The organism is Streptomyces gilvus, assembly GCF_022513565.1.
GTDB lineage: Bacteria > Actinomycetota > Actinomycetes > Streptomycetales > Streptomycetaceae > Streptomyces > Streptomyces gilvus.
Genome location: NZ_JAKWBE010000002.1, coordinates 462,941 through 484,809, shown reverse-complemented (window position 1 = coordinate 484,809; position 21,869 = coordinate 462,941). Strand labels below are relative to the sequence as shown.

Here is a 21,869-nt window from a genome sequence, read left to right as displayed (position 1 = left end):
GGTCTCCCGCCCGTTCGCAACAGGAGCGCGACCCTCAGTGACGTGGACGCTCCGGCCCTGTGCCCTTCCAGCGCGCCCTTGTCGCTGGGACAACGCTCCCTTGCGACAGCGATCGGAATGACTGCGGCGGCCCCGGCCGCCAGCTGCGTGCCGACCCGCGAGGGTGAGGAGGTCGTGGGGCGGCAGGCGTAGTAGCCCGACTCCGCCAGGTGCAGCGCTCGGCAGGCCCGCTGCACCGAATGCCCCTCGCCGGCCATCACTCGGATGGCCTCGAACCGCCTTTTGGGGAGGTGGTCTCCCCGAGTGGTTCCGCTGCCCGCCGGTGGACGGCCAGCTCCGCCTCGAGCCGGGTCTCCGAAGGCCGACGGATGGTCAATTCTCCAGCGATCCGACCCCGTTGAACCCGGGGCATACCACCTCCACCGATCCCGGAGCGGTTCACCTCGGTGACCGCCCGGGCGGTGGACATCTCAACCGTCACGTCACCCATCGCCACAGGTGAGCGGCCATATCCTTGATCAGCTCTTCAGCGCCACCGCGATGGCGTCGGTGATCGGGGCGGCGGGACGGCCGATGAGGGTGGACAGGTGGTCCGTGGTGACTGCCAGCTCGCCCTTCTCGATGGACGTGTCGAAGTCGACCAGCACCTCCGCGAGGAACGGCGGCACGCCGGCGCCGGTCAGGATGCCGAGGTAGGTCTCGCCCTGCACAGCGTGGTATGTGACGTCCTTGCCTGTCTGCCGGGTCAGCTCGGCGGCAAACTCAGCGAAGCTGTATGCGGTGTCGCCGGTGAGTTCGTAGGTCTTGCCCTCGTGGCCCTCGCCGACCAGGACGGCCGCGGCAGCAGCCGCGAGGTCGTCGCGAGAGGCGGTGGCGATCCGACCCTCGCCGGCGGCCTGCGTCACGGCTCCGTGCTCCAGGACCTGGGCCAGCTGAGACGTGTAGTTCTCGTGGTACCAGGCGTTGCGCAACACGACGTAGGGCAGACCGGATTCCCGGATCAGTCCCTCGGTGGCACGGTGGTCGTCGGCCAGCGATGAGGTGAGCGCCCCGACAACACTGGTGTACGCCAACAGTGCCACACCGGCGGCTCGGGCGGCGTCGATGACCACCTTGTGCTGGGCTGCGCGGTCCTTGCCCATCTCGCTGCCGGAGACGAGGAGCACCTTGTCACCCTCGGTGAACAGGCCCTCGAAGGTCTTCGGCGAGTTGTAGTCCGCGACGGCGATCCGCACTCCGCGTGCCGCCAGGTCGGCCGCCTTCCCCTCCGACCTAACGACGGCGATGATGTGGTCGGCGGGGACCTTCTCCAGCAGGGTTTCCACCGCTGCGCGGCCCAGGTTTCCGGTGGCGCCGGTGATGACAAGGCTCATGAGTCGGGTAACTCCTCAATGGGTGATTGGTGCTCCGAGCCTAGAAGAAGACGTGACGCTGCGTGAGTACGCACTTTGGAGTGGGGTACTGATGTGGCGGTAAGCCTCGATCTTCACGCACGGTTCGGTGACAGAGGTGTCCAAGGAGCTCGTTCGGCATGCGTGTCCCCGTTGCGACATGCGCTGCTGAGCTGGGGCGTTGGGCATCGGGGTATCGCGATGCCCAACGTCTGACGGATGATCCGCCCAGTTGTTACGCGGTCATCGGACGGCGACGGTCTCCGCGGTCTCGGCCTCGTCGGTGAGGGCGAGGTCTGGGCCCTTCGGCCCGCGAAGAGCGACGTGGACGAGCAGCACGCCCATGACGGCGACGCCTGCCCACATGGCCTGCTGCCAGCCGTCGACGAAGGACTGCCGCGCAGTGTGGATCAGGTCCTGGGCGTGGCTGCCGGTGCTCGGTGCCACCTCGACGGCGTTGGCGACGCCTTCGCGTGCGGTGTCCGCGGCCCTGTGGGGGATGCCGCCGAGCTTGTCGTCGATGGCGCTGCGGTAACCGTTGGCCAGGAGCGCGCCGAGCATCGCGACGCCCAGGGCGGTGCCGAGTTCGCGGGTGACGTCGTTGAGGGCGGAGGCAACGCCCTGCTTGGCGCGGGGCAGGGAGCTGGTGATGGCCTCGGTGGAGGGCGTCATCGACAGGCCCATGCCGATGCCCATGGCGAGCATACCGGCGAGGATGGACAGGTAGCCGCCGTCGACGGAGACGAACAGGGCCATCAGCGCGAGGCCGAGGGTGGACAGGGCGATGCCCACGGTCATGGTGAAGCGGGCGCCGATCTTGGCAGCCATCTTGGGGGCCACGCCGGACGCCACCATCATCATCATGGCCATGGGCATCATCGCCACGGTGGACAGCAGGCCCGACCAGCCCAGCACCGCCTGGAAGAACGGGAAGAGGACGACGGCGATGCCTGCCTGGACTCCGAAGACGACGAGCAGCGTGACGGAGCCGCCGGCCAGGCCGCGCTCACGGAAGAGGCGTACGTCCAGCAGGGATGCGTCGCGGCGGTGGAGCTCCCAGGCCACGAAGGCGATGGCGGCGACGAGGCCGACGGCCAGGCTGATCAGGGTGACGGAGTCGGTCCAGCCGCGCTGGGGACCTTCCTGCAACACGAAGATGAGACCGATCACGGCGACGGTGGACACCATGGCGCCGATGGTGTCGAAGGAATGGGTGGGGTGTTCGCGGGAGTTGGGCACCGACTTCAGGGTCATCGCCAGCGCGGCGACGACCAGGACCACGGGCAGTGCGAACAGCCACCGCCAGTCCGCGACGTCCACGAGGAGCGCGGAGAGGAACATGCCCAGGATGCCGCCGCCTCCGGCGACACCGGTCCACACACCGATCGCCTTGCCCCGTTCCTCCTCGGGGAACGTGGAGGTGATGACGGCCAGCGTGATCGGCATGATCATCGCGGCGCCGATGCCCGCGGCCACCCGGGCGCCGATCATCACTGCGGCCGACGGGGCGAGCCCGGCGGTGACGCCGGCGGCGCCGAAGATGATCAGTCCGGTGATCAGCATGGGCTTGCGGCCCAATCGGTCACCGATCGCACCGAGCGGCAGCAGCAGGGCGGCCAGGGCAAGGGTGTAGATGTTGATGATCCACAGGACAGTGGTCTGCGAGGCGCCCCACTCGACGGCCATGTGGGTCTGGGCGACGTTCAGGCCGGACACCGAGGCGATGACGGCCATCAGTGCGATGGAGACGGTGATCAGGATCGCGCGCAGCTGACGCGCATCCGGCGTACCTCCGCCGCCGATCGGGACGGCCGCCGCCTGGGGAGGCTGGTTGCTACTCATGATTTCCTCTCAAAAAGGGCATGCAGACTCAGCGCGCCGCCGCAGGGGCGGTCGCAAAGGGGTGGTGAAGCAGAGGTTGCGCGGACCGTTGGGCGCGGTGCGCGGTTCGACCGGATGTCAGGCGGGGATGTCCGCGGCCTGGGCGGCGGCGAGGGCCGCGTCGTTGTCGGCGGTGGCCGGCGGGGCGTTGATGTGGGATCCGGCCAGGGCGCCGGCCGCGGCGGCGGCCCCGACCTGCGCGGTGAGGTCGGTGGCGTTTCCGGCGACCCACACGCCCGGGACGTCGGTGGTGTCGGCCATCGCGGAGGCGAAGCGACGGCCCATGTTGTCGGGCAGGCCCTCCATCGGCAGCTTCAGCCCGTCCAGGCCCTCGGCGCGGGCCTGCGTCTGCCCGGCGACCGCGATCACGCGGCGGGCGACGAAGGTGCCGTCGACCAGGAGCAGACCGGCCAGGGCGCCCTCCTCACCGACGACTTCCTGTACCGCGGTCTCGACGATGCGGATGTTGCGGGCGGCGAACCGGGCGTGGTCATCCTCCTCCGGGCCGGCGCGATGGGTGAAGTACACGAGGTCGTCGGTCGGCTGACGGAACAGCAGCGCGTGATGAAGGGACGCGGGGCTGGTGGCCAGGATGCCGATGGGCTCGTCGCGCACCTCCCAGCCGTGGCCGTAGGGGCAGTGCACGACGCTGTGGCCCCGGTGCTCGGCCAGGCCCGGCACCTGCTGCAGCATGTCGCGCAGACCGGTGGCCACCAGGACGCGGCGCGCGGTCACGCTGCGGCCCTCGGCGAGAGCGACGGTGAACCGCAGGTCGTCGTCGGGCGCAGGGGCGGTGGGCTCGGCAGAGACGACCTCGCCGAAGACGATCTGGCCGCCGTACTGGCCAACCTGCCCCGTGCGCGCCTGAGGATCTCGGGCGGCGGGTGCCGTCCAGGAGGATGAAGCCATGCATGGCTGCGGCGGGCGCGTTGCGCGGGGTGCCGCTGTCGATCACGACGACCGAGCGGCGCGAGCGGGCGAGCATGAGCACCCCGTTCAGGCCCGCTGCGCCGCCGCCGATCACGTCCACCGTCTCCGTGGGCAGGGTCTCGCTCTCGTAGCGGGAATTCTGCGCAGACATGTCGCGCCCTTTCGTCGTGCATGGCACCCGTGCTGGACCATCCGTGCTCGACGTTAGGCCCCATTTGCAGGAGGGGCATACGATGTTGCCTATGACGCAAGGAGACGGGGGGCTGGACGGCCTCGTACGCAAAAGGATCCGCGCGCTGCGCGTCGCACAGGGCTGGTCCCTGGAAGAACTGGCTACCCGCGCCAACCTCAGCCAGTCCTCGCTGAGCCGGATCGAGAACGGACAGCGCCGCCTCGCCCTGGACCAGCTCGTCACCCTCGCCCGCGCCTTGGACACCACCCTGGACCAGCTTGTGGAGAACGCCGCCGACGACGTCGTCGTCAGCCCGATGATCGACGGCACCCACGGCCTGATGCGCTGGCCCATCAAGGGCGAACCCGGCATGAGCGTCATGCGTCGACGCATGACCGAACCGCCGCCCGACAATCCCGCCCGCATGCGCGCCCACCCCGGCCGCGAATGGCTCGTCGTGCTCTCCGGTACGGCGATCCTGATGCTCGGCAATCGCCGGTTCCGCATCGAGGCCAACCAGGCCGCCGAGTTCCCCACCATGATGCCGCACGCGATCGGAGCCGAGGGCGGCCCGTGCGAGATCATGGGCATCTTCGACCGTGACGCCCGCCGCGGCCACCAACGCGACGCAGCTGAGAGCGGCGAGTGTGACGGCGCGTAGGGCGCCTGCGAGTAGCACCCTTCCGCTGCGCCCGACGATGACGCGTTCGCTGCTGGGCATGGCCGACAACCTCAGGCGCCTGAGGGTGACCCGGGTGGTCATGGAGGCCACCAGCGACTACTGGAAGCGCGCCTTCCACGTACTGGAGGCGGCCGGATTCGACACGTGGCTGGTCAACGCCCGCGATGTGAACACCTGCCCCGACGGCGCAAGACCGACAAGCTGGACGCGATGTGGCCGTGCAAGGTCGCCGAACGCCAGATGATCCGCCCCGGCTTCGTGCCCCACCCGCCATCCGCCGGCTGCGGGACGTCACTCGGTACCGCAATGCGACTACCGGGGCTACCGGGCCCGTCGGGAGGCGCGGGCCGTCGAACTCCGTGCCGTGCCGGTCGTGCTCGCACCCGTGGCCGACGGCGAACTGCTGGTCCTGGTGGGCGCGCGTCGGCCTTCGCCTTCCCCCTCAAGGAAGGCTTCGGCACGGCCGCCGAAGCGGGCCTTCATGCCGCCCGTGGCGCCCAGGTCTACGCGGGCCACGTGGTCGACGAAGTCGTGGCGCACCCCGTTCTGGGCGTTAGTCACCAGATGGATGTGCTTCGTCGCCCCGACGAGCTGACGCGGGGGCCGCTGAGGTGTGCCTGGCTGTCTCGCTGCTCCACGTCGCAGGCACGGGCCGCCAATCACCCGGCCGGCGTCTGTCCTGCCCGTGGGGCAACGACGGTCATGGGCCGGCAGAGGTCGGCCGTTCGCGCGACCTCTGCCGGCCCTGTGTCGCGCCAGGCCCGTCCCCACGGTCCGGCGCGACCCGAGGGCGCCCGCCGATCCGCACCGGCCGGCACCCCCGGGACTTGATGGACCCGAGCGCCTCAGACGCGGGTCAGCTGGGGCTCCTCCGGTGAGCCGGCGTGGTGCCGGGCCAGCCCTTCGCCCTCGACGTCCACGTTGGGCAGCGCCCTGTCCAGCCACCCCGGCAGCCACCAGGCGCGATCGCCGAGCAGGGCGAGCACGGCGGGGACTATGGTCATGCGGACGATGAAGGCGTCGACGAAGACGGCGAAGGCGAGTCCGAAGCCGATCATCTTGACCATTGGCTCGTTGGAGCCGATGAAGCCGGCGAAGACGCTGATCATGATGATGGCGGCGGCGGTGACGACGCGAGCGCCGTGCCGGAAGCCGGTGACGACGGCCTCGCGGGGGCTCTCCCCGTGGACGTGGGCCTCGCGCATGCGGGTGACCAGGAAGACCTCGTAGTCCATGGCCAGGCCGAAGACGACGCCCACCATGAAGATCGGCATCATGCTCATGATCGGGCTGGTCTGGTGGACGCCGAGCAGGTCGGCGGCCCAGCCCCACTGGAAGACCGCGACGACGGCGCCGAGCGAGGCGAGTACCGACAGCAGGAAGCCGAGGGCGGCCTTGAGCGGGACCAGGATCGAGCGGAAGACCAGGATCAGCAGGAGGAACGCGAGGCCGACGACGAGTCCCAGGTAGGGCACGAGGGCGTCGTTGAGTTTCGCCGACACGTCGACCTTCATGGCGGTGAAGCCGGTGACCATGACGTTGTCGCCGGTGCGGTGGCGGATGTCGGAGAGCAGGTGCTCGGTCTTGGTGCTGTCGGGTCCGGTGGTCGGGATGACGGTCAGGATGGCGGTGCGCCCCGCCTTGTCATAGGTCGCCGGTGCGACGAGAGCGACGTTCTTGAGATGAGTGATGGTCTTGCTCACCTCGGTGGCCTCGGTCTTGACGTTTCCGCCGTCGGCCGCGGCGTCGACGGTCACCAGCAGAGGGCCGTTCACGCCGGGCCCGAAGCTTTCGGCGAGCATGTCGTAGGCCTTGCGCTGAGTGGTGCGGGTCGGTTGATCACCGTCGCCGGGCAGGCCCATCTTCAGGCTGGCGGCAGGGATGGCGACGACGCCCAGAGCGACCACTGCCGTGATCAGGACCGTGACCGGCCGACGCAGGACGAAGGTCGCCCAGCGCGTACCCATGTTCGGCTTGCCGTCGTTGGTCTCCTCCTTGCCCGTCCGGGCCTTGCGGCTCAGTACGCGCTTGCCGGCGAAGCCGAGCAGGGCCGGGACGAGGGTGATAGCGACGATCACCGCGATGGAGACGGTTCCGGCCGCGGCGAGACCCATTTTGGTGAGGCTGGGGATGTTGACGACGGCCAGACCCGCCAGCGCGATCACGACGGTCAGACCGGCGAAGACCACCGCGGAGCCCGCCGTGCCGACCGCGCGGCCCGCCGCCTCCTCGCGCTCGCTGCCCGCGGAGAGTTCGGAGCGGTAGCGGGAGACCACGAAGAGCGCGTAGTCGATGCCGACAGCCACACCGATCATCGAGGCGAGCGTCGGGGTGGTGCTGGACAGGTCGAGGACCTTGGTGAGGGCCATGATCGAGGCGACTCCGACGCCGACGCCGACGACAGCCGTCAGGAGGGGGAGCCCAGCGGCGACGAGCGAGCCGAAAGTGATGACCAGGACCACGGCGGCAAGGGCGATGCCGATGATCTCGGTGGAGCCGGTCTTCGGGAGCTCGGCCATGGCGGTGCCGCCCGCCTCGGCCGTCAGTCCTGCGTGCCGGCCGTCGTCGAGGACCCGGTGAAGGGTTTTCTTGGACTGATCCGACATCTCGTTGAACTGGACCTTGTAGGACACGGCGACGTAGGCCGTCCTGCCGTCCCGGCTCACCGAGCCGACCTTGAACGGGTCGAGGACGCTGACGACCTGCTTGTTGCCGTCACTGAGTTCGGCCACGGCGGCCTCGACCGCTGCCTTGTTGCCGGTGGCTGTGATCTTTTCGCCGGTGGGTGCCCGGAAGACGATGTTCGCCTGGGCGCCGTCCGCGCTCAGTGCCGGGAAGCGCTTGTCCAGCAGGTCGAAGGCCTTCTGGGCCTCGGTGCCGGGGATGGAGAAGCTGTTGTCACCTGTGGTGTTGGCGCTGGCAGCGCCGATGCCGACAGCTGCCAACAGGGCCACCCAGAGGAGGGCGACGAGCCGTCGGCGGCGAAAGGAAAATCGTCCTAGTTTGTACAGGAATGTGGCCACGAGAAGTTGCTCCGGGTCGGGTCGTTGGTGTGCAAAGGGGCATGGCGGTCCATCCCGACGGCGGGAGTGGCGCACGTCAGGCGGGAGGAGGGAAAGTGGCGGCGCCGTACCAGGGGCGGCGGCGAGTTCAGAGGCCGAGCGCGGGGAGGACCACGGCGCGAAGGTATTCGTGCACGAACGCGGCGTCGGCCGGCTGGTTGTCCAGGAGCGGCCGGGTGATCAGGGCGCCGAGCAGCATCTGGGGGATGTAGGCCGCGGCCGGTGTGTCCGCGGCGGCTTCGCCCCGCGCGGCCGCCCGGGCCAACAGTGCGTTGAACCCGCTCAGTTCGGGGTCGATGAGCACGTCACGCAGTGCCTGGAGGAGTTCGGGGTGGGTGTGGACTGCGTGAAAGAGAGCCCGCATGAGCGCGGTGTCCTTCTCTACCTGGCGGTCGTTGATCTGGCCCACGAGCGCTTCGAGGTCGCCGCGCAGGGAACCTGTGTCGATGCCGTCGAAGGAGGCGGGCTTCTCGTGACGCAGTGCCATGGCGACCAGCTCGGGTTTGCCCGACCACTGCCGGTAGAGGGTCGCTTTGCTGCAGCGGGTGCGGGCGGCGATGGCGTCCATGGTCAGGGACTCGTAGCCGAGCTCCCTCAGCAGATCCAGTACGGCCGCGTACAGCTCCGCCTCACGCTCGGGTTTGAGCCTGCTGCGCGGCGTGCGGCCGCCCTGTCGTGCAGCAGCGGTTGACTCCGTGTGCCCGGCAGTCATGGCCATCGCCCGGCTCCTCTTCCAAACGGAACTGTTTCGTACAGGAGCAAGCTATCCCGCCCAGTCATCAATACGAAACCGTTTCGGTGGTGAAATGGGTCACCGATGGGCCCCTGCCACACTGGTGTCGGAAGCAGACCTGGAAAGGACCTACATGGCCAGCACGTCACCGCCCGCCGCGAAGCCCGGGCGCCCCCGGGATCCGGGCGCCGACGAACGTATCCTCCAGGCCGTCGTGGACGAACTCGCGGAAACAGGCATCGCCGGATTCCGCATCAACTCCGTCACCGCGCGGGCCAAGGTCGCCAAGCGGACCCTCTACTCCCGTTGGCCCGAGCGCGACGACCTGATCCTCGCGGGACTGGCCACCCTGTCCGGGCGACCACTGCATCCACCGCGCACGGGCAGTCTCGAAAAGGACATGCGCCTCCTGTACGACGCGGTGGCCGAGACGCTGGACAGCCCCCGCTGGATGATCGCGGCCCGCTGCACCTTCGAGCTCCCGGACTACCCCGAGCTGTACGCGACCTTCCAGCGCGACTGCATCGACCAGCCGCTGGCCGTCGTCGAGGATGTCCTCTTCGACGCCCAGCGGCGTGGCGAACTCCGTCCCGGCGTCGACCGATCCGTGGCCGCGGAAACCTTCGCGGCTGCCATGGCCGCCTTCAGTACGCACATCGCCCGCCTCCGCGGTGTCAGCGCGCAAGGCGTCAGAGACCGGTTCCTCGACCTGTTCCTGCACGGGCTGCGCACGGATGCCTGAATGTGTCACTCACCTGGATGGTCAGGCCCCCACGTGCCCGTGGCAGCGGCTTGCGCGACGAATTCGCCGAACGGGCGCGGCTGCCGGCCGAGGACCTGCTGGGCCCCGCCATGCGGCCGGAAGCAGCCATCGCGCATGCCGGTGACGGCTGTCAGGACCCAGTCGATCGAGTCCTCGGGCAGACCCCGGGCGCGGGCTGGCGGGCCCAGTCGTCGGGCGAGATGTGGGAGTACGTGACGGGCGGCCGAGCGTACGGCCGATGGCGGAGGCCGCCTGTTCACCCGTCAGGGCCTCGGGGCCGGAGAGTTCGTACACCTTGCCGTCCTGGCCGGGTGCGGTGAGGGCCTCGACGACCACCGCGGCGATGTCGTCGACGTCGATGAAGTCTGGGCTTGGCCGCCGATGTCGAATTCCTGGTACGACCCGGCCGCGATCGGCGACAGGGCGGGTTCTGTGACGAAGTTCTGGGTGAACGAGCCGGGGCGCAGAATCGTCCAGTCCGCGCCCGAGCCGGTGACGGCGCCTGCCGCGCCGTGATGTGGGGACTCCCGCTGAGCCCAGTCCGTTCCGACAACTGGACGATGTTCCGCACGCCGCTACGGGCGGCCAACCGCAGAAGCGGGCCATCTGTTCGGCATCGAATCCGACCTTCCGGTCGGGCTCGTCCACCCGCACCGCCGTCATCTGAGCGGCGACGACGTAAGCGCCGGTCACTCCGCCGAGGGCCGGCTTCCATGTCTTTTCCTCCTGCATCTTGGCGCCCTCGGCCGACTCGTCGGTGGCCGCGGCCACGGTACGGACTCGACCTGCGCGCTTTCCCGGACGCTGACTGAAACCTGCCCCGTCCTTTACCGCGCTCTTCTTGTTACTGCAACTCATTGGCAGAAACCTAGGGAGTGCGGCTGAAAACGGCCGCTTGCCGAGCAGTAAGGCCCACGTCCCCATGACCACCGCTCCTGATTCCGCTTCGCCCGGGTCCGTCGACTCCGGCTCCGGACGCGGCATCTCGTGGCACCGCATCCGTACGTCGATGACCCGGAAGGAGTGGGCAAGTCTTGGCGGGATGGCCGCGTTCATCCTCGCGCTCCACGTCATCGGCTGGTTCACGCTGGTGGCGATCGTGGCCCCGGAGCACTACAGCCTGGGTACCAGGACCTTCGGTGTAGGCATCGGCATCACCGCCTACACGCTCGGCATGCGGCACGCCTTCGACGCGGACCACATCGCCGCCATCGACAACACCACCCGGAAGCTGATGAACGAGGGGCAGCGGCCGCTGTCGGTCGGCTTCTGGTTCTCCCTCGGTCACTCGACGATCGTCTTCGCACTGGCGTTCCTGCTCTCGCTCGGCGTGAAGGAGCTGGCCGGACCCGTCGAGAACGACAATTCCGAGCTGCACAGCGTCACGGGCTGGATCGGCACGACGGTCTCCGGGACCTTCCTCTACGTCATCGCGATCATCAATCTCGTGATCATGGCCGGCATCTGGAAGGTGTTCCGGCAGATGCGCCACGGTCACTTCGACGAGGCCGCACTCGAGGAGCAGCTCAACAACCGCGGCTTCATGAACCGCCTGCTGGGCCGCGTGATGAAGTCGATCACCAAGCCGTGGCAGATGTACCCGCTCGGTGTCCTGTTCGGCCTCGGGTTCGACACGGCCACGGAGATCGCTCTGCTGGTCCTCGCCGGTTCGGGCGCGGCCTCGGGCCTGCCCTGGTACGCGATCCTGTGCCTGCCGATCCTTTTCGCGGCCGGCATGTCGCTGCTGGACACCGTCGACGGCTCGTTCATGAACTTCGCCTACGGCTGGGCCTTCTCCAAGCCGGTCCGCAAGGTCTACTACAACCTCACCATCACCGGCCTGTCGGTCGCCGTCGCGCTCATCATCGGCACGGTCGAGCTGCTGGGCCTGATCGCGGAGAAGGCCGGGCTGCACGGCGCGTTCTGGGACTGGGTCTCGGGCCTCGACCTCAACATCATCGGTTACGTCATCGTGGGCCTGTTCTTCGCCACCTGGGCGATCGCCCTGCTGGTGTGGAAGTTCGGCCGGATCGAGGAGAAGTGGACGGCGGGTCTGGCCCAGCCCGCCACAGCCGAGCAGGGCGCCGAGTAACCCAAGGATCGGCTGGTCGGGCGTCGGCCGCACTGGTGTCCTTACGCACAGCGGACGGCGGAAAGCGGCCGCTGTCTCCTCATGGGCCCGTTCGGCGTGCCGCGGTCCTAGGTCCAATGCCTGATCGGCCGCTAGGATCTCTTGCTGGTAGCGTGCAACTGCACATGAGTGGCAATAACGTCGGAGGACACTGGACATGGCGGTTTACACGCTTCCTGAACTTCCCTACGACTACTCGGCGCTCGCGCCCGTGATCAGCCCGGAGATCATCGAGCTGCACCACGACAAGCACCACGCGGCCTATGTGAAGGGCGCCAACGACACGCTGGAGCAGCTCGCCGAGGCACGGGACAAGGAGACCTGGAGCTCCATCAACGGCCTGGAGAAGAACCTGGCCTTCCATCTCTCCGGCCACATCCTGCACTCGATCTACTGGCAGAACATGACCGGCCCGAAGGACGGCGGCGGCGAGCCCCTGGCCGCCGACGGCGTGGGCGACCTCGCCGACGCGATCACCGAGTCCGTCGGCTCCTTCGCCGGTTTCAAGGCCCAGCTCACCAAGGCCGCGGCCACCACCCAGGGCTCCGGCTGGGGCGTCCTCGCCCACGAGCCCGTCAGCGGCCGACTGATCGTCGAGCAGGTCTACGACCACCAGGGCAACGTCGGCCAGGGCTCCACCCCCATCCTCGTCTTCGACGCCTGGGAGCACGCCTTCTATCTCCAGTACAAGAACCAGAAGGTCGACTTCATCGATGCCATGTGGGCGGTCGTCAACTGGCAGGACGTGGCCAAGCGTTACGCCGCCGCCAAGGAGCGCGGCGACAGCCTGCTGCTCAAGCCGTGACGCCGTAGCCGCGTCGGTGGCACAGACGTCCTGCTCGTGATCGTCTTCTCAACCCTCACTTGCAGGCGGCACGAGGGAGGGCTCCCGCGAGGACGTGACTCGTGGGAGCCCTCCTTCCGTTCCGGTGGGGATCAGTGTGTCGTCGGCGTCCGTGTTTCGGCCACCGGCGGCTGGGCCAGGGCGGTGGCGAGTCGGGCGAGGGCCGGGGCGAGCGTGCCCTGGTCGCCGATGGCGGCGAGCAGGCGGGTCTGTTCCGCCCTGACGCGATGGGCGGCACGGTCGTGGAGGATGCGGCCGCGCGCGGTGAGATGGAGCAGGACGCGGCGGCGGTCGGCGGGGTCGGAGCGGCGGTGGACGAGGTTGTCGGCGACCATGCCGTCCACGAGCTTGGTCAGACTGGGGGCCGGCATGAGCACGCGGTCCGCTATCTCGGTCATCGGGTGGCCCTGGCCGTCGGCGGTCACGGACAGCACCCGCCACCGTTCCACCGAGCAGCCCTCCTCCTCCAGCAGCTCCGCCAGACGCCGGGTCAGGTTCCGCTCGGCGTGCGTGAGAAGGCGAGCGAGGTCCGGCGACGTTTCGGACGGCATTGCCGGTGTCCTTCCGGTAGGTCTACTGTGCGCAAACATTACGAGCCTCTGCGAGGGTGCCGAGGCCGGGACGATGATCTGTGTCCCCCATGCCCTCACGGAGGTCGGTCTGATGGATCCGGCGCGACCGATGCGCCCGCATGCCGCGGGTGAGACGGTCACCGTGGCCTTGGTCGTCCCGCTGCAGGGCCCTGCGGGCCTCTTCGGTCCGTCGTGCGAACTGTCGGCTCAACTGGCCGCCGAGGAGCTGAACGCCACGGGAGGCATCCTGGGCCGCGAGGTCCGTCTGATCGTGACGGACGGCGGAGGACCGCCGGAACGCGTGGCGGCCGAGGTGGGAGCGCTGGTGTCGCTCGGCGCGGTGGACGCGGTGGTCGGCTGGCACATCTCGGCGGTCCGCCGGACGCTGGCACCGGCCATCGCCGGCCGTGTCCCCTACGTCTACACGGCTCAGTACGAGGGCGGCGAACGCACCCCCGGGGTGTTCCTCACCGGAGAGGCCGACACCGAACAGCTGCTGCCGGCGATGCGCCTGCTCTCCGAGGCCACCGGAGTGCGGCGCTGGTGCACGGTCGGCAACGACTACGTCTGGCCCCGCAGCACCGCCCGCGCCGCACGCCGCTACGCCCGCGCCCTGGGCGGCCGGATCCATGACGAGATCTTCGTGCCGCTGGGCACCGAGGATTTCGAACCGGTGCTGCGCCGCATCGCGCGCAGCGAGGCTGACGCCGTACTGATGCTGCTGGTGGGCCAGGACGCGGTGCGCTTCAGCCGGGCCTTCGCCGCATACGGGCTGCACCAGCGCTGCCAGCGGCTGAGCACCCACCTCGACGAGAACATGCTGCTGGCCGCGGGTGCCGACGCCACCGAGGGACTGTGGGCCGCGGCCGGCTTCTTCGAGACGCTGGCGACCCGGGAGAGCCTTGACTTCAGCCGTCGCTATGCGCGCCGGTTCGGAGTGGAGGCGCCGGTCGTGGGCAGCCTCGGCGAATCCTGCTTCGAGGGCCTGAGGTTGCTCGCGGCTCTCGCGGAGAAGGCCGGCACCCTGGACGTGCGCGCGATGCGCCGCGTCACGGACGCCGGGGCGGAGGTGGCCTACGAGGGTCCCCGCGGGCTGCTGCGTCTGCAGGGCAACCGACTGAGCCAGCCGCTCTACCTGGCGCGGGCGGACGTCCTCGACTTCCACGTCGTCGCCCAACTCTGACCCCCGTCCGCTCCCGTAGGTCAGTGGGCTCCAGCAGCCCACCCGGGACCCGTTGACAGTACCTCCCCGGTGGAATAGTTTCTAGAGAAAGTTTTAGGCAGTCTCACCTCTCTGGTCCCGCCACCGGTGCCGAGCCATCGTGCGGCAGGCCCACAAGGCCGTCTGCAATGCCGCGTATTTCATTTCCCGGCGGCTTCCCGAAAAACAATCCGGCGCTCGCATTTTCAGTGTTCTACGCGCATAGCCCAAGAATTCCCCAAGGAATCTCCCTTTAAATGAGGTGAAACAGCGGGGAAATAATGCGGCCCGAATCTTCCGTGCACCGCCCTGGGATGTCCGGGGCTCCGCTCAGGAAGAGAGAAGAGCCGTGACGGAGATCGTCGACAACCAGGCGCCCACGCCACCGCCGACGGCGGCGGACTCGTCCGCCGGGGCTCCCGGCGCCGCGGGGCGCACCTACAACGAGTGGGCCAAGAACGACACGTTGGAGGACTACTCGCTGCGCTACGCGCCGAAGTCCTTCCGGCGCTGGACGCCCTACGTCGTGGCCACCACGGCACTGGGCGGCATAGCGTATCTCGCCGACTTCGCCATCGGCGGTTCGATAGCCATCTCCAACGGCTTCTCCAGCGCCATGGTGGCCATTCTCGCCGCTGCGGTGGTCATCTTCCTGACCGGCATTCCGATTTCGTACTACTCGGCGAAGTACTCCATCGACATGGACCTGCTGACCCGGGGAGCAGGCTTCGGCTATCTCGGCTCGACCCTCACGTCGGTCATCTACGCCAGTTTCACCTTCATCTTCTTCGCCCTCGAAGGCTCGATCATGGCGCAGGCCCTCGAACTGGGCCTGCACATCCCGCTGGCCGTGGGCTACCTGATCTGCTCGCTGATCATCCTGCCGCTGGTGATCTACGGCATGACCGCGCTGTCCAAGATGCAGGTGTGGACCCAGCCGGTCTGGCTGGTGCTGATGGTCGCGCCGTTCGTCTCCATCGCGATCCAGGAGCCGGGCAAGTTCTCGGAGTTCACCCACTTCGCGGGCAACTCGCCGACCGGGTCCAGCATCAGCATGCTCGGCGTCGGCGCGGGGGCCGGCGTGGCTCTGTCCCTCATCGCGCAGATCGGTGAGCAGGTCGACTACCTGCGCTTCATGCCGGACAAGACCCCGCAGAACTCCAGGAAGTGGTGGGGAGCGGTCCTCTCCGCCGGGCCCGGCTGGGTGGTCCTCGGCGCGGCGAAGCAGATCGGCGGAGCGTTCCTGGCCTCCTACATCGCCGGCAGCGTGGGGCTGTCCAAGGCCAACGAGCCCATCCAGCAGTACGTGCACGGCTTCAAGACCTTCGCCGCGCCCATCGCCCTGGGGCTGGCCACGTTCTTCGTGATCCTTTCCCAGATAAAGATCAACTCCACCAACGCCTACTCCGGTTCGCTGTCCTGGTCGAACTTCTTCTCCCGCCTCACGCACCGGCACCCGGGCCGGGTCGTCTACATCTTCCTGAACGTCGGCATCGCGCTGGCCCTGATGGAGGGCGGCGTCTTCGGCTTCCTCAACACCGTCCTCGGCTTCTACTCCAACGTGGCCATCGCCTGGATCGGCGCGGTTGTCGCCGACCTGGTCATCAACAAGCCGCTGAAACTGAGCCCGTCGTACATCGAGTTCAAGCGGGCCCACCTGTACAACTTCAACCCGGTCGGCTTCGGCTCGATGCTGATCGCCTCCGCCGTCTCCATCGCCGCGTACTTCGAGGCGTTCGGGGACTACGGCAAGGCGTACTCCCCGTTCATCGCGCTGTTCCTGGCCATGGTGCTCTCGCCGCTGTTCGCGGTGCTGACCAAGGGCAGGTACTACATCGCGCGGGTCGACGACCTCGACGAGCCCCTGCTCGACGCGAACGGCCTGCCGTCCGCGGTCACTCTGACCTGCACCGTGTGCGCGATGGACTTCGAGCGGCCCGACGTCGCGGGCTGCCCCTTCCACTCGGGAGCGATCTGCTCGCTGTGCTGCAGCCTGGAGAGCGCCTGCCACGACTCCTGCAAGACAGGGACGGGCACCGGTCCGGTCGACCTGTCCATGCCCACCGTCCGCACCGCGGACTGACCGCGGCCCAGCTTCCGTCCAGCCGGCCCGCGCCTCATGGCGCGGGCCGACATGCTCACTCGTCCAAGGGCTTTCCGGCCAACCGCGCCAACACCGGCAGCGCCTCGCCGAGCCGGTCGAAGTACGAGGCGTCCAGCGGCGTGCTGGTGGTAGAGCAGCGCCCGCTCGCACCGCCACACTCGCCTCTGGTGCCGGAAAGTGGGATGCCCGGCACCGGCGTCACGTCACGGCAGGGCGATGCCGTCCAGCTTGCCGGCCTTGGCGTCGGTGACGATCGAGGAGAACTGGTCGGCGCTCATCTGGATGCGCTGGCCGAAGTCGTCGGTGAGGACGATCCGCTGCTCGGCCGGGGCGTTGGGGTCGACGAAGAGCTGGGGACAGCCGCAGTTGCAGTTCCCGCAGAACGTCGCCGCCGGCTCGAGTCCACTGATGTCGGTCATGCTGCTCCACCTCCGGGGCCACAGGGATCGCGGCGCGCCGGCTCCTGGTCACCGTGGCCGCGGGGGACTCTCCGAGGCATACCCGGCGTGCGAGGTGCGGACGCGCGCCTCCGCCGGGTGCGGGTGCACGGCGGGTGGCCGGTGTGGGCTCGTGCTCCGTCCGCGCGCTTCCGTTGCCTCGATCGGTCCACGACGGCGGGGAACTGAACGGACTCCGTGTCCGACTCATTTGCGGGCGGGTCGAACAGCTCGTTCGCGGATGGCGGTGCGCATGGGCAGGCGAGGGTGGGGCGCCTCGGGCCGCGTGGCGGCATCGGGGTCATGAAGGTGTCCCTGGTGGTGCGGAGCGTCCGCGCGGCGGTGTTCGCCGTGCGCGGTCGTTCCACCGGATCCCGGGCCGAGTAGGCACGGTTCTCTACGGTTCCCGTCGGGCTGGCGGCCCGCGTGCATGCGTACGAAGGCCGGGCGGGACGGCTGATGTGTCCGGTCCGGCCTCCGTTGTGCTTGCGTGTTCTGAGGAGCGCGGACTCAGGCGGCGACCGTGTCGGTGATGCCGTATCCGGCCTCGACGATCGCGGCGCGCAGCCGGCTGTCGTCGAGGTCCGCTCCGTGGACAGTGACGGACTTGGCTGCGACGTCGACCACGACCTCGCTCACCCCGGAGATCTCGGACACCTCTTCCCTGATACTCGCCGCGCAGTGCTCGCAGCTCATGCCGGTGACGTTGTACTGCTTCTGTGCCATGGCGCAACTCCTGGACGACAATGGGGTTTTGAGCGGACAACGGACCTGCCGGGTCGGGTGTTCACCGCGTCCCCGACATCACAACAGTCGGATGGCGGAGCCAGAAGTTCCGGCGACGGGGCCTACCGGGCCGCCATCGACTCCGTCGGCATACCGGCTCGCGGCAGCCTCGCCATGTCGCCGCAGGGGGTGGACCTGACGGTGTCCGCTCCGGCCGGGAAGCAGAGTTGGAGTGCGGGCGATCTGGTGCCCTTCACCCTGGAATTCCGGCACAGTGGGCGGGTGAAGGTGCTTGCGGTGGTGGTGCGTCCGGGCAGTGCCTCGTTCCAGTAGTCGTGCCGGGTGCCCGCCGAGTTCCCGCTCGCCAGGCGTGATGTGCGTCACTGCCGTGGTGGTGAGTCGGGAGGTGGGGGTGCATACGTACCCCCTGACGACGAGCCGAGGCCGGGTGCGAGGATGAGCGGGCTATGACTGTCCGAGGGTGGTGCCGTGCGCTGCGGGCCGGTGTGTTCGCCGCCGTCTGCGTGCTGCTCGCCGCCCTCGGCCACGTGATCATGTCGGGCACCTCCGTCCCCGGGTGGGCCATGGCAGCCGGTGCGGCCGGGACCGGTACGGCCGGCTGGCTGCTGGCCGCCCGTGAGCGCGGGCACACGCTGATCGTCACGGTCGTGACAGCGACGCAGGCGGCGCTCCATGGGGCGTTCTTACTGGCGCAGACGCTCACCACCGCGGCGACTGCGGTACATGACACCCCGGGTAACGCTGCGGCCTCCATGGACATGAGCGGCATGGACATGGGCTCCATGCACATGGACCCGATGGACATGGGATCCATGGCGCATGCGATGGACGGTGTCCAGCACGCGCAGGGTATGGCCGGTATGGGCGCGAGTGCCACCTACGGCATGTTCGCCGCGCACCTCCTGGCCGCAGTCCTGTGCGGGGTGTGGCTCGCCTACGGTGAGCGCGCGTTCTTCCGGGTCCTGCGGGCGGCGGCCACCTGGCTGATGGCACCGCTGCGGATGCTGCTGGCCGGGCCCGCGCCGCTGCCTCGCCCGCTCACGGGCAGGCGCCGCGCCACCGACACGCCGGCTCCCGCACGGCTCCTGCTGTGCTGTTCCCTCACCTCCCGGGCCCCGCCCACGGGTGCCGCTGTCGCCTGAGACAGCCGGATCCACCGGGGCCTCACGTCCGGCCTTCCGTGCTGCCGCGTTCGCGCGCAGTTCCCTTGTCGCTTGTGGCGCTTCACGCCGGTACATCCGTGTGCCGCCGTGTGCCCACACCTCCTGACGGGCCCCGGGCATCGCCGTACCCACCGCGTACGGCCGCACCCCAAGTCCCGGTGCGCCGCCGCATTCACCGGCAGGCCCCGGACGACCCGAGAGGGACATCACGTGACTGTTTCCGTACTGCCCGCTTCCCGGACGACGCGCGCCTCGGCGGACGCGGCGGCGACCGCCTGGGCGCTGGCCGCCCGCAGCGGCGACCCCCACGCGGCCGAGCACTTCGTCCGCGCGCTCCACCACGACGTGCTGTGCTACGTCGTCCACCTCAGCGGCGATCCCCAGAGCGCCCACGACCTGACCCAGGACACCTTCGCGCGGGCCTTCGGCAGCCTGCACCGTTTCGAGGGACGGGCCTCGGCCCGTACCTGGCTGCTGTCCATCGCCCGTCGCGCGGTGGCCGACAGTTTCCGGTACGCCGCCGCCCGGCCGCGGCTCGCCGACACCCCGGACTGGCAGGCGGCCGTCGAACGTACCCAGCCGCGCGACCTGCCGGGCTTCGACGACGGCGTGGTCCTGCTCGACCTGATGGCCGCGCTGCCCGACGAACGCCGTGAGGCGTTCGTCCTCACCCAGATCGTCGGCCTGTCCTACGAGGAGGCGGCCACCTTCACCGGCTGCCCCGTCGGCACCGTCCGCTCCCGGGTCTCCCGCGCCCGTGCGGCTCTGGAACGGCAGCTCCGGGAGGCCGAGGCGCCGGCCGCCCTGGCGGCCTGACGCGACAGGTTGGTGCTCTCCGGTGGGGAGCACCAACCCCGTTGCCGGGCATCAACTGCTCTGCCGAGTTGGGCAATTGCCGGAGATGCGCGGGAACTCACGGCCGCCGCGCCGCGACTACTGCACCAAGAACCACGCAGAAGACCAGCAGCACATCCCGCACGCAGAGGAGCCCGCATGTCGATCAACCGGCCGGCCGCCACCGCCCTGGCCGCAGCCTGCTGCCTGTTCACGGTGGCATGCGGTGCGTCCTCGTCCGGGGACAAGGCGAGCGCCGGCACGACCCGGGCCGCGGCCTCCAAGACCGGCTATCCGGTGACCCTGGACAACTGCGGCCAGAAGGAGACGTTCACGAAGGCGCCCAGCAGGGTCGTCGTCATGAACGGCGCCTCGGTCGCGGAGGTCTCCACCCTGCTCGCTCTCGGACTCGGCGACAGGATCGTCGCCAACCAGCAGGGCTACGGCATGTCCGAGGTGCCCGGCCGGGCCACGGCCATCAAGAAGCTGCCCACCGGGAACGTCAAGCTCAACGAGGCGTACGACATCCCGCGCGAGGCGATGTTCGGCCTGCGCCCCGATCTCGTCCTGTCCGTCACCACGTACGGCTTCGACCAGAAGAACGGCTTCGCCACCCGCGAGCAGCTCAAACAGGTCGGCGCCAACAGCTACGTCTCACCGCAGGGCTGCGACGACGACCCCTCCAGGATGACCGTCGCCGACAGCTACCGGCTGCTGCGCGACATGGGAAAGATCTTCAACGTCAGTGACCGGGCCGAGAAGCTGATCGCCGCCTCCGAGAAGAACATCGCGGCCGTCTCGGACAAGGTCAAGGGCGAGAAGAAGCCGAAGGTCATGGTGCTCTTCTCCAACATGTCCATGGGCAGCAACGACTTCAGCTCCATCCTCGCCAACGGCATCGTCAACGACATCCTCGCCAAGGCCGGCGCAACCAACGCCTTCTCCACCACCACCAAGGCCACCTTCGCCGATCTGAGCAAGGAGAAGGTGGCCGCCACCGACGTCGACGCCGTCGTCGTCATCAGCTACAACGACCCCAACCCGGCGGCGTACGCCAAGAAACTGCTCAAGGAGTTCCCCCAGTGGCCGGCCGCCAAGACCAACACGTACGTGACGCTGTCCGACTCGATGTACCTCGGCCCGAGCAACGACCTGGCCGTGCAGAAGGTCGCGAAGATGCTGCACCCCGACGCGCTCTGAGCAGGCTCACAGTTCCGCTGGCCTTCACGCTCCTGCCTGTCGCGCTGATCGCCACCATGATCGTGGCGATCAGCATCGGCGCCGTCAGCGTCCCGGTCGGTGACGTGTGGGCGATCGTCTGGCACCACGTCACCGGCGCGGGGACGGCGCCGTCCGATCCGGCGCTCGACCAGATCGTATGGAACTTCCGCACCCCGCGAGTGGTCCTGGCCGCCCTGGTCGGCGCGGGCCTCGCCGTCTCCGGGGCGGTGCTGCAGACGGTGGTGTCCAACCCGCTGGCCGACCCCATCGTGCTGGGCTTCTCCTACGGCGCCACGCTCGGCGCGGTCCTCGTCATCACCTTGGGCGCAGGCGCGGCACTCGCCGGGCTCGGCGTGTCGGCGGCGGCCTTCCTCGGCGCGCTCCTCGCCGGGGCGCTCGTGTTCGCGCTCGGGCAGCGGCGCGGCCGGCTGGCGCCGACCCGGCTGGTGCTGGCCGGTGTCGCCGTCGGCTATGTCTTCCTGTCGGCCACCAGCTACGTGCAACTCCAGGCGACGCCGAACGAGTTGCGCACGGTGATGTTCTGGATGCTGGGCAGCGTCGCGGGCGCCCAGTGGGACCAGATCCCCACGGTCACCGTGGTCGTGCTCGTCACCACCACCCTGTTGTCCCTGTTCGGTCGGCGCCTCAACGTGCTGCTGGCCGGCGACGAGTCCGCCACCGCGCTCGGCGTCGACGTCAACCGCCTGCGCGCGGTGCTCCTGGTCCTCAGCGCGCTGCTGACCGGGACGGTCATCGCCGTCGCCGGCAGCATCGGCTTCGTCGGCCTGATGATCCCGCACCTGGTGCGCCTGACCACCGGCGCCGACCACCGCCGTCTGCTGCCCCTGACCGCCCTGCTGGGTGCCCTCTACCTGGTCCTGGTCGACCTGCTCTCGCGCACCCTCGACCGCCCCAACGAACTGCCGCTGGGCATCCTCACCGCGCTCCTGGGCGCCCCGTTCTTCCTGTGGCTGCTGCGCCGCAACAAGGGTCTGGACTGA

Annotated in this window: 20 protein-coding genes; 11 read left to right on the top strand and 9 right to left on the bottom strand. The window is 69.1% G+C overall.

The window, feature by feature from the left end:
- Window positions 1-518: 518 nt before the first annotated feature.
- The 3 genes from MKW14_RS06440 to MKW14_RS06430 form a co-directional block, all read right to left on the bottom strand.
- Entirely contained in the window at window positions 519-1,373 is an 855-nt protein-coding gene (locus MKW14_RS06440) for an SDR family oxidoreductase (protein WP_240859612.1), read from the bottom strand.
- Between the two features lie 261 nt (window positions 1,374-1,634).
- Window positions 1,635-3,233 (bottom strand): MFS transporter, encoded by a 1,599-nt coding sequence (locus MKW14_RS06435; protein ID WP_240859611.1) that lies wholly within the window; start codon window positions 3,231-3,233, stop codon window positions 1,635-1,637.
- 117 nt (window positions 3,234-3,350) lie between these two features.
- On the bottom strand, window positions 3,351-4,181 hold the full coding sequence (locus tag MKW14_RS06430) for an FAD-dependent oxidoreductase (RefSeq protein ID WP_374116540.1): 831 nt from the start codon (window positions 4,179-4,181) through the stop codon (window positions 3,351-3,353).
- A gap of 263 nt (window positions 4,182-4,444) precedes the next feature.
- Here MKW14_RS06430 and MKW14_RS06425 point away from each other — a divergent pair, with 263 nt between their 5' ends.
- Window positions 4,445-5,035: a helix-turn-helix domain-containing protein gene (locus MKW14_RS06425; RefSeq protein ID WP_240859609.1), complete on the top strand. Its 591-nt coding sequence runs from the start codon at window positions 4,445-4,447 to the stop codon at window positions 5,033-5,035.
- Window positions 5,036-5,072: 37 nt separating this feature from the next.
- On the top strand, window positions 5,073-5,300 hold the full coding sequence (locus tag MKW14_RS06420) for an IS110 family transposase (RefSeq protein WP_240859608.1): 228 nt from the start codon (window positions 5,073-5,075) through the stop codon (window positions 5,298-5,300).
- Window positions 5,301-5,377: 77 nt separating this feature from the next.
- Here the strand turns inward: MKW14_RS06420 and MKW14_RS06415 are convergent, their stop codons facing one another.
- The 3 genes from MKW14_RS06415 to MKW14_RS06405 all read right to left on the bottom strand — a co-directional run bounded on the left by MKW14_RS06415 (window position 5,378) and on the right by MKW14_RS06405 (window position 8,830).
- Window positions 5,378-5,617: a hypothetical protein gene (locus MKW14_RS06415; RefSeq protein WP_240859607.1), complete on the bottom strand. Its 240-nt coding sequence runs from the start codon at window positions 5,615-5,617 to the stop codon at window positions 5,378-5,380.
- Between the two features lie 284 nt (window positions 5,618-5,901).
- Entirely contained in the window at window positions 5,902-8,079 is a 2,178-nt protein-coding gene (locus MKW14_RS06410; protein ID WP_240859606.1) for an MMPL family transporter, read from the bottom strand.
- 127 nt (window positions 8,080-8,206) lie between these two features.
- A complete protein-coding gene (locus MKW14_RS06405; RefSeq protein ID WP_240859668.1) occupies window positions 8,207-8,830 on the bottom strand; it encodes a TetR/AcrR family transcriptional regulator in 624 nt (207 codons plus the stop codon).
- A 154-nt stretch (window positions 8,831-8,984) separates the two neighbouring features.
- Here MKW14_RS06405 and MKW14_RS06400 point away from each other — a divergent pair, with 154 nt between their 5' ends.
- The 3 genes from MKW14_RS06400 (at window position 8,985) to MKW14_RS06385 (ending at window position 12,550) form a co-directional block, all read left to right on the top strand.
- On the top strand, window positions 8,985-9,593 hold the full coding sequence (locus MKW14_RS06400) for a TetR-like C-terminal domain-containing protein (protein ID WP_240859605.1): 609 nt from the start codon (window positions 8,985-8,987) through the stop codon (window positions 9,591-9,593).
- A gap of 943 nt (window positions 9,594-10,536) precedes the next feature.
- Window positions 10,537-11,706, top strand: coding sequence for a Nickel transporter NicT (gene nicT / locus MKW14_RS06390; RefSeq protein WP_240859604.1), 1,170 nt, complete (start codon window positions 10,537-10,539; stop codon window positions 11,704-11,706).
- A gap of 196 nt (window positions 11,707-11,902) precedes the next feature.
- Entirely contained in the window at window positions 11,903-12,550 is a 648-nt protein-coding gene (locus MKW14_RS06385) for a superoxide dismutase (RefSeq protein ID WP_240859602.1), read from the top strand.
- A 131-nt stretch (window positions 12,551-12,681) separates the two neighbouring features.
- On the opposite strand, the gene MKW14_RS06380 is transcribed toward MKW14_RS06385, so the two are convergent.
- Window positions 12,682-13,140 carry a MarR family winged helix-turn-helix transcriptional regulator gene (locus tag MKW14_RS06380; protein WP_240859599.1) on the bottom strand — a complete coding sequence of 153 codons (459 nt, stop codon included), beginning with the start codon at window positions 13,138-13,140 and terminating at the stop codon, window positions 12,682-12,684.
- A 112-nt stretch (window positions 13,141-13,252) separates the two neighbouring features.
- On the opposite strand from MKW14_RS06380, the gene MKW14_RS06375 reads away from it, so the two are divergent.
- Window positions 13,253-14,344 (top strand): substrate-binding domain-containing protein, encoded by a 1,092-nt coding sequence (locus MKW14_RS06375; RefSeq protein ID WP_240859598.1) that lies wholly within the window; start codon window positions 13,253-13,255, stop codon window positions 14,342-14,344.
- Between the two features lie 367 nt (window positions 14,345-14,711).
- Window positions 14,712-16,445 (top strand): purine-cytosine permease family protein, encoded by a 1,734-nt coding sequence (locus MKW14_RS06370; protein WP_240859596.1) that lies wholly within the window; start codon window positions 14,712-14,714, stop codon window positions 16,443-16,445.
- A gap of 224 nt (window positions 16,446-16,669) precedes the next feature.
- On the opposite strand, the gene MKW14_RS06365 is transcribed toward MKW14_RS06370, so the two are convergent.
- Entirely contained in the window at window positions 16,670-16,885 is a 216-nt protein-coding gene (locus tag MKW14_RS06365; protein WP_240859593.1) for a hypothetical protein, read from the bottom strand.
- Between the two features lie 528 nt (window positions 16,886-17,413).
- Complete coding sequence (locus MKW14_RS06360; RefSeq protein ID WP_240859592.1) at window positions 17,414-17,629, bottom strand: heavy-metal-associated domain-containing protein; 216 nt, start codon at window positions 17,627-17,629, stop codon at window positions 17,414-17,416.
- Between the two features lie 467 nt (window positions 17,630-18,096).
- Here MKW14_RS06360 and MKW14_RS06350 point away from each other — a divergent pair, with 467 nt between their 5' ends.
- The 4 genes from MKW14_RS06350 to MKW14_RS06335 all read left to right on the top strand — a co-directional run bounded on the left by MKW14_RS06350 (window position 18,097) and on the right by MKW14_RS06335 (window position 21,869).
- Window positions 18,097-18,792 carry a hypothetical protein gene (locus MKW14_RS06350; RefSeq protein WP_240859590.1) on the top strand — a complete coding sequence of 232 codons (696 nt, stop codon included), beginning with the start codon at window positions 18,097-18,099 and terminating at the stop codon, window positions 18,790-18,792.
- A 231-nt stretch (window positions 18,793-19,023) separates the two neighbouring features.
- Complete coding sequence (locus MKW14_RS06345) at window positions 19,024-19,629, top strand: sigma-70 family RNA polymerase sigma factor (protein WP_240859587.1); 606 nt, start codon at window positions 19,024-19,026, stop codon at window positions 19,627-19,629.
- A 177-nt stretch (window positions 19,630-19,806) separates the two neighbouring features.
- On the top strand, window positions 19,807-20,847 hold the full coding sequence (locus MKW14_RS06340) for an ABC transporter substrate-binding protein (RefSeq protein ID WP_240859585.1): 1,041 nt from the start codon (window positions 19,807-19,809) through the stop codon (window positions 20,845-20,847).
- Window positions 20,848-20,903: 56 nt separating this feature from the next.
- Complete coding sequence (locus MKW14_RS06335; RefSeq protein WP_240859584.1) at window positions 20,904-21,869, top strand: FecCD family ABC transporter permease; 966 nt, start codon at window positions 20,904-20,906, stop codon at window positions 21,867-21,869.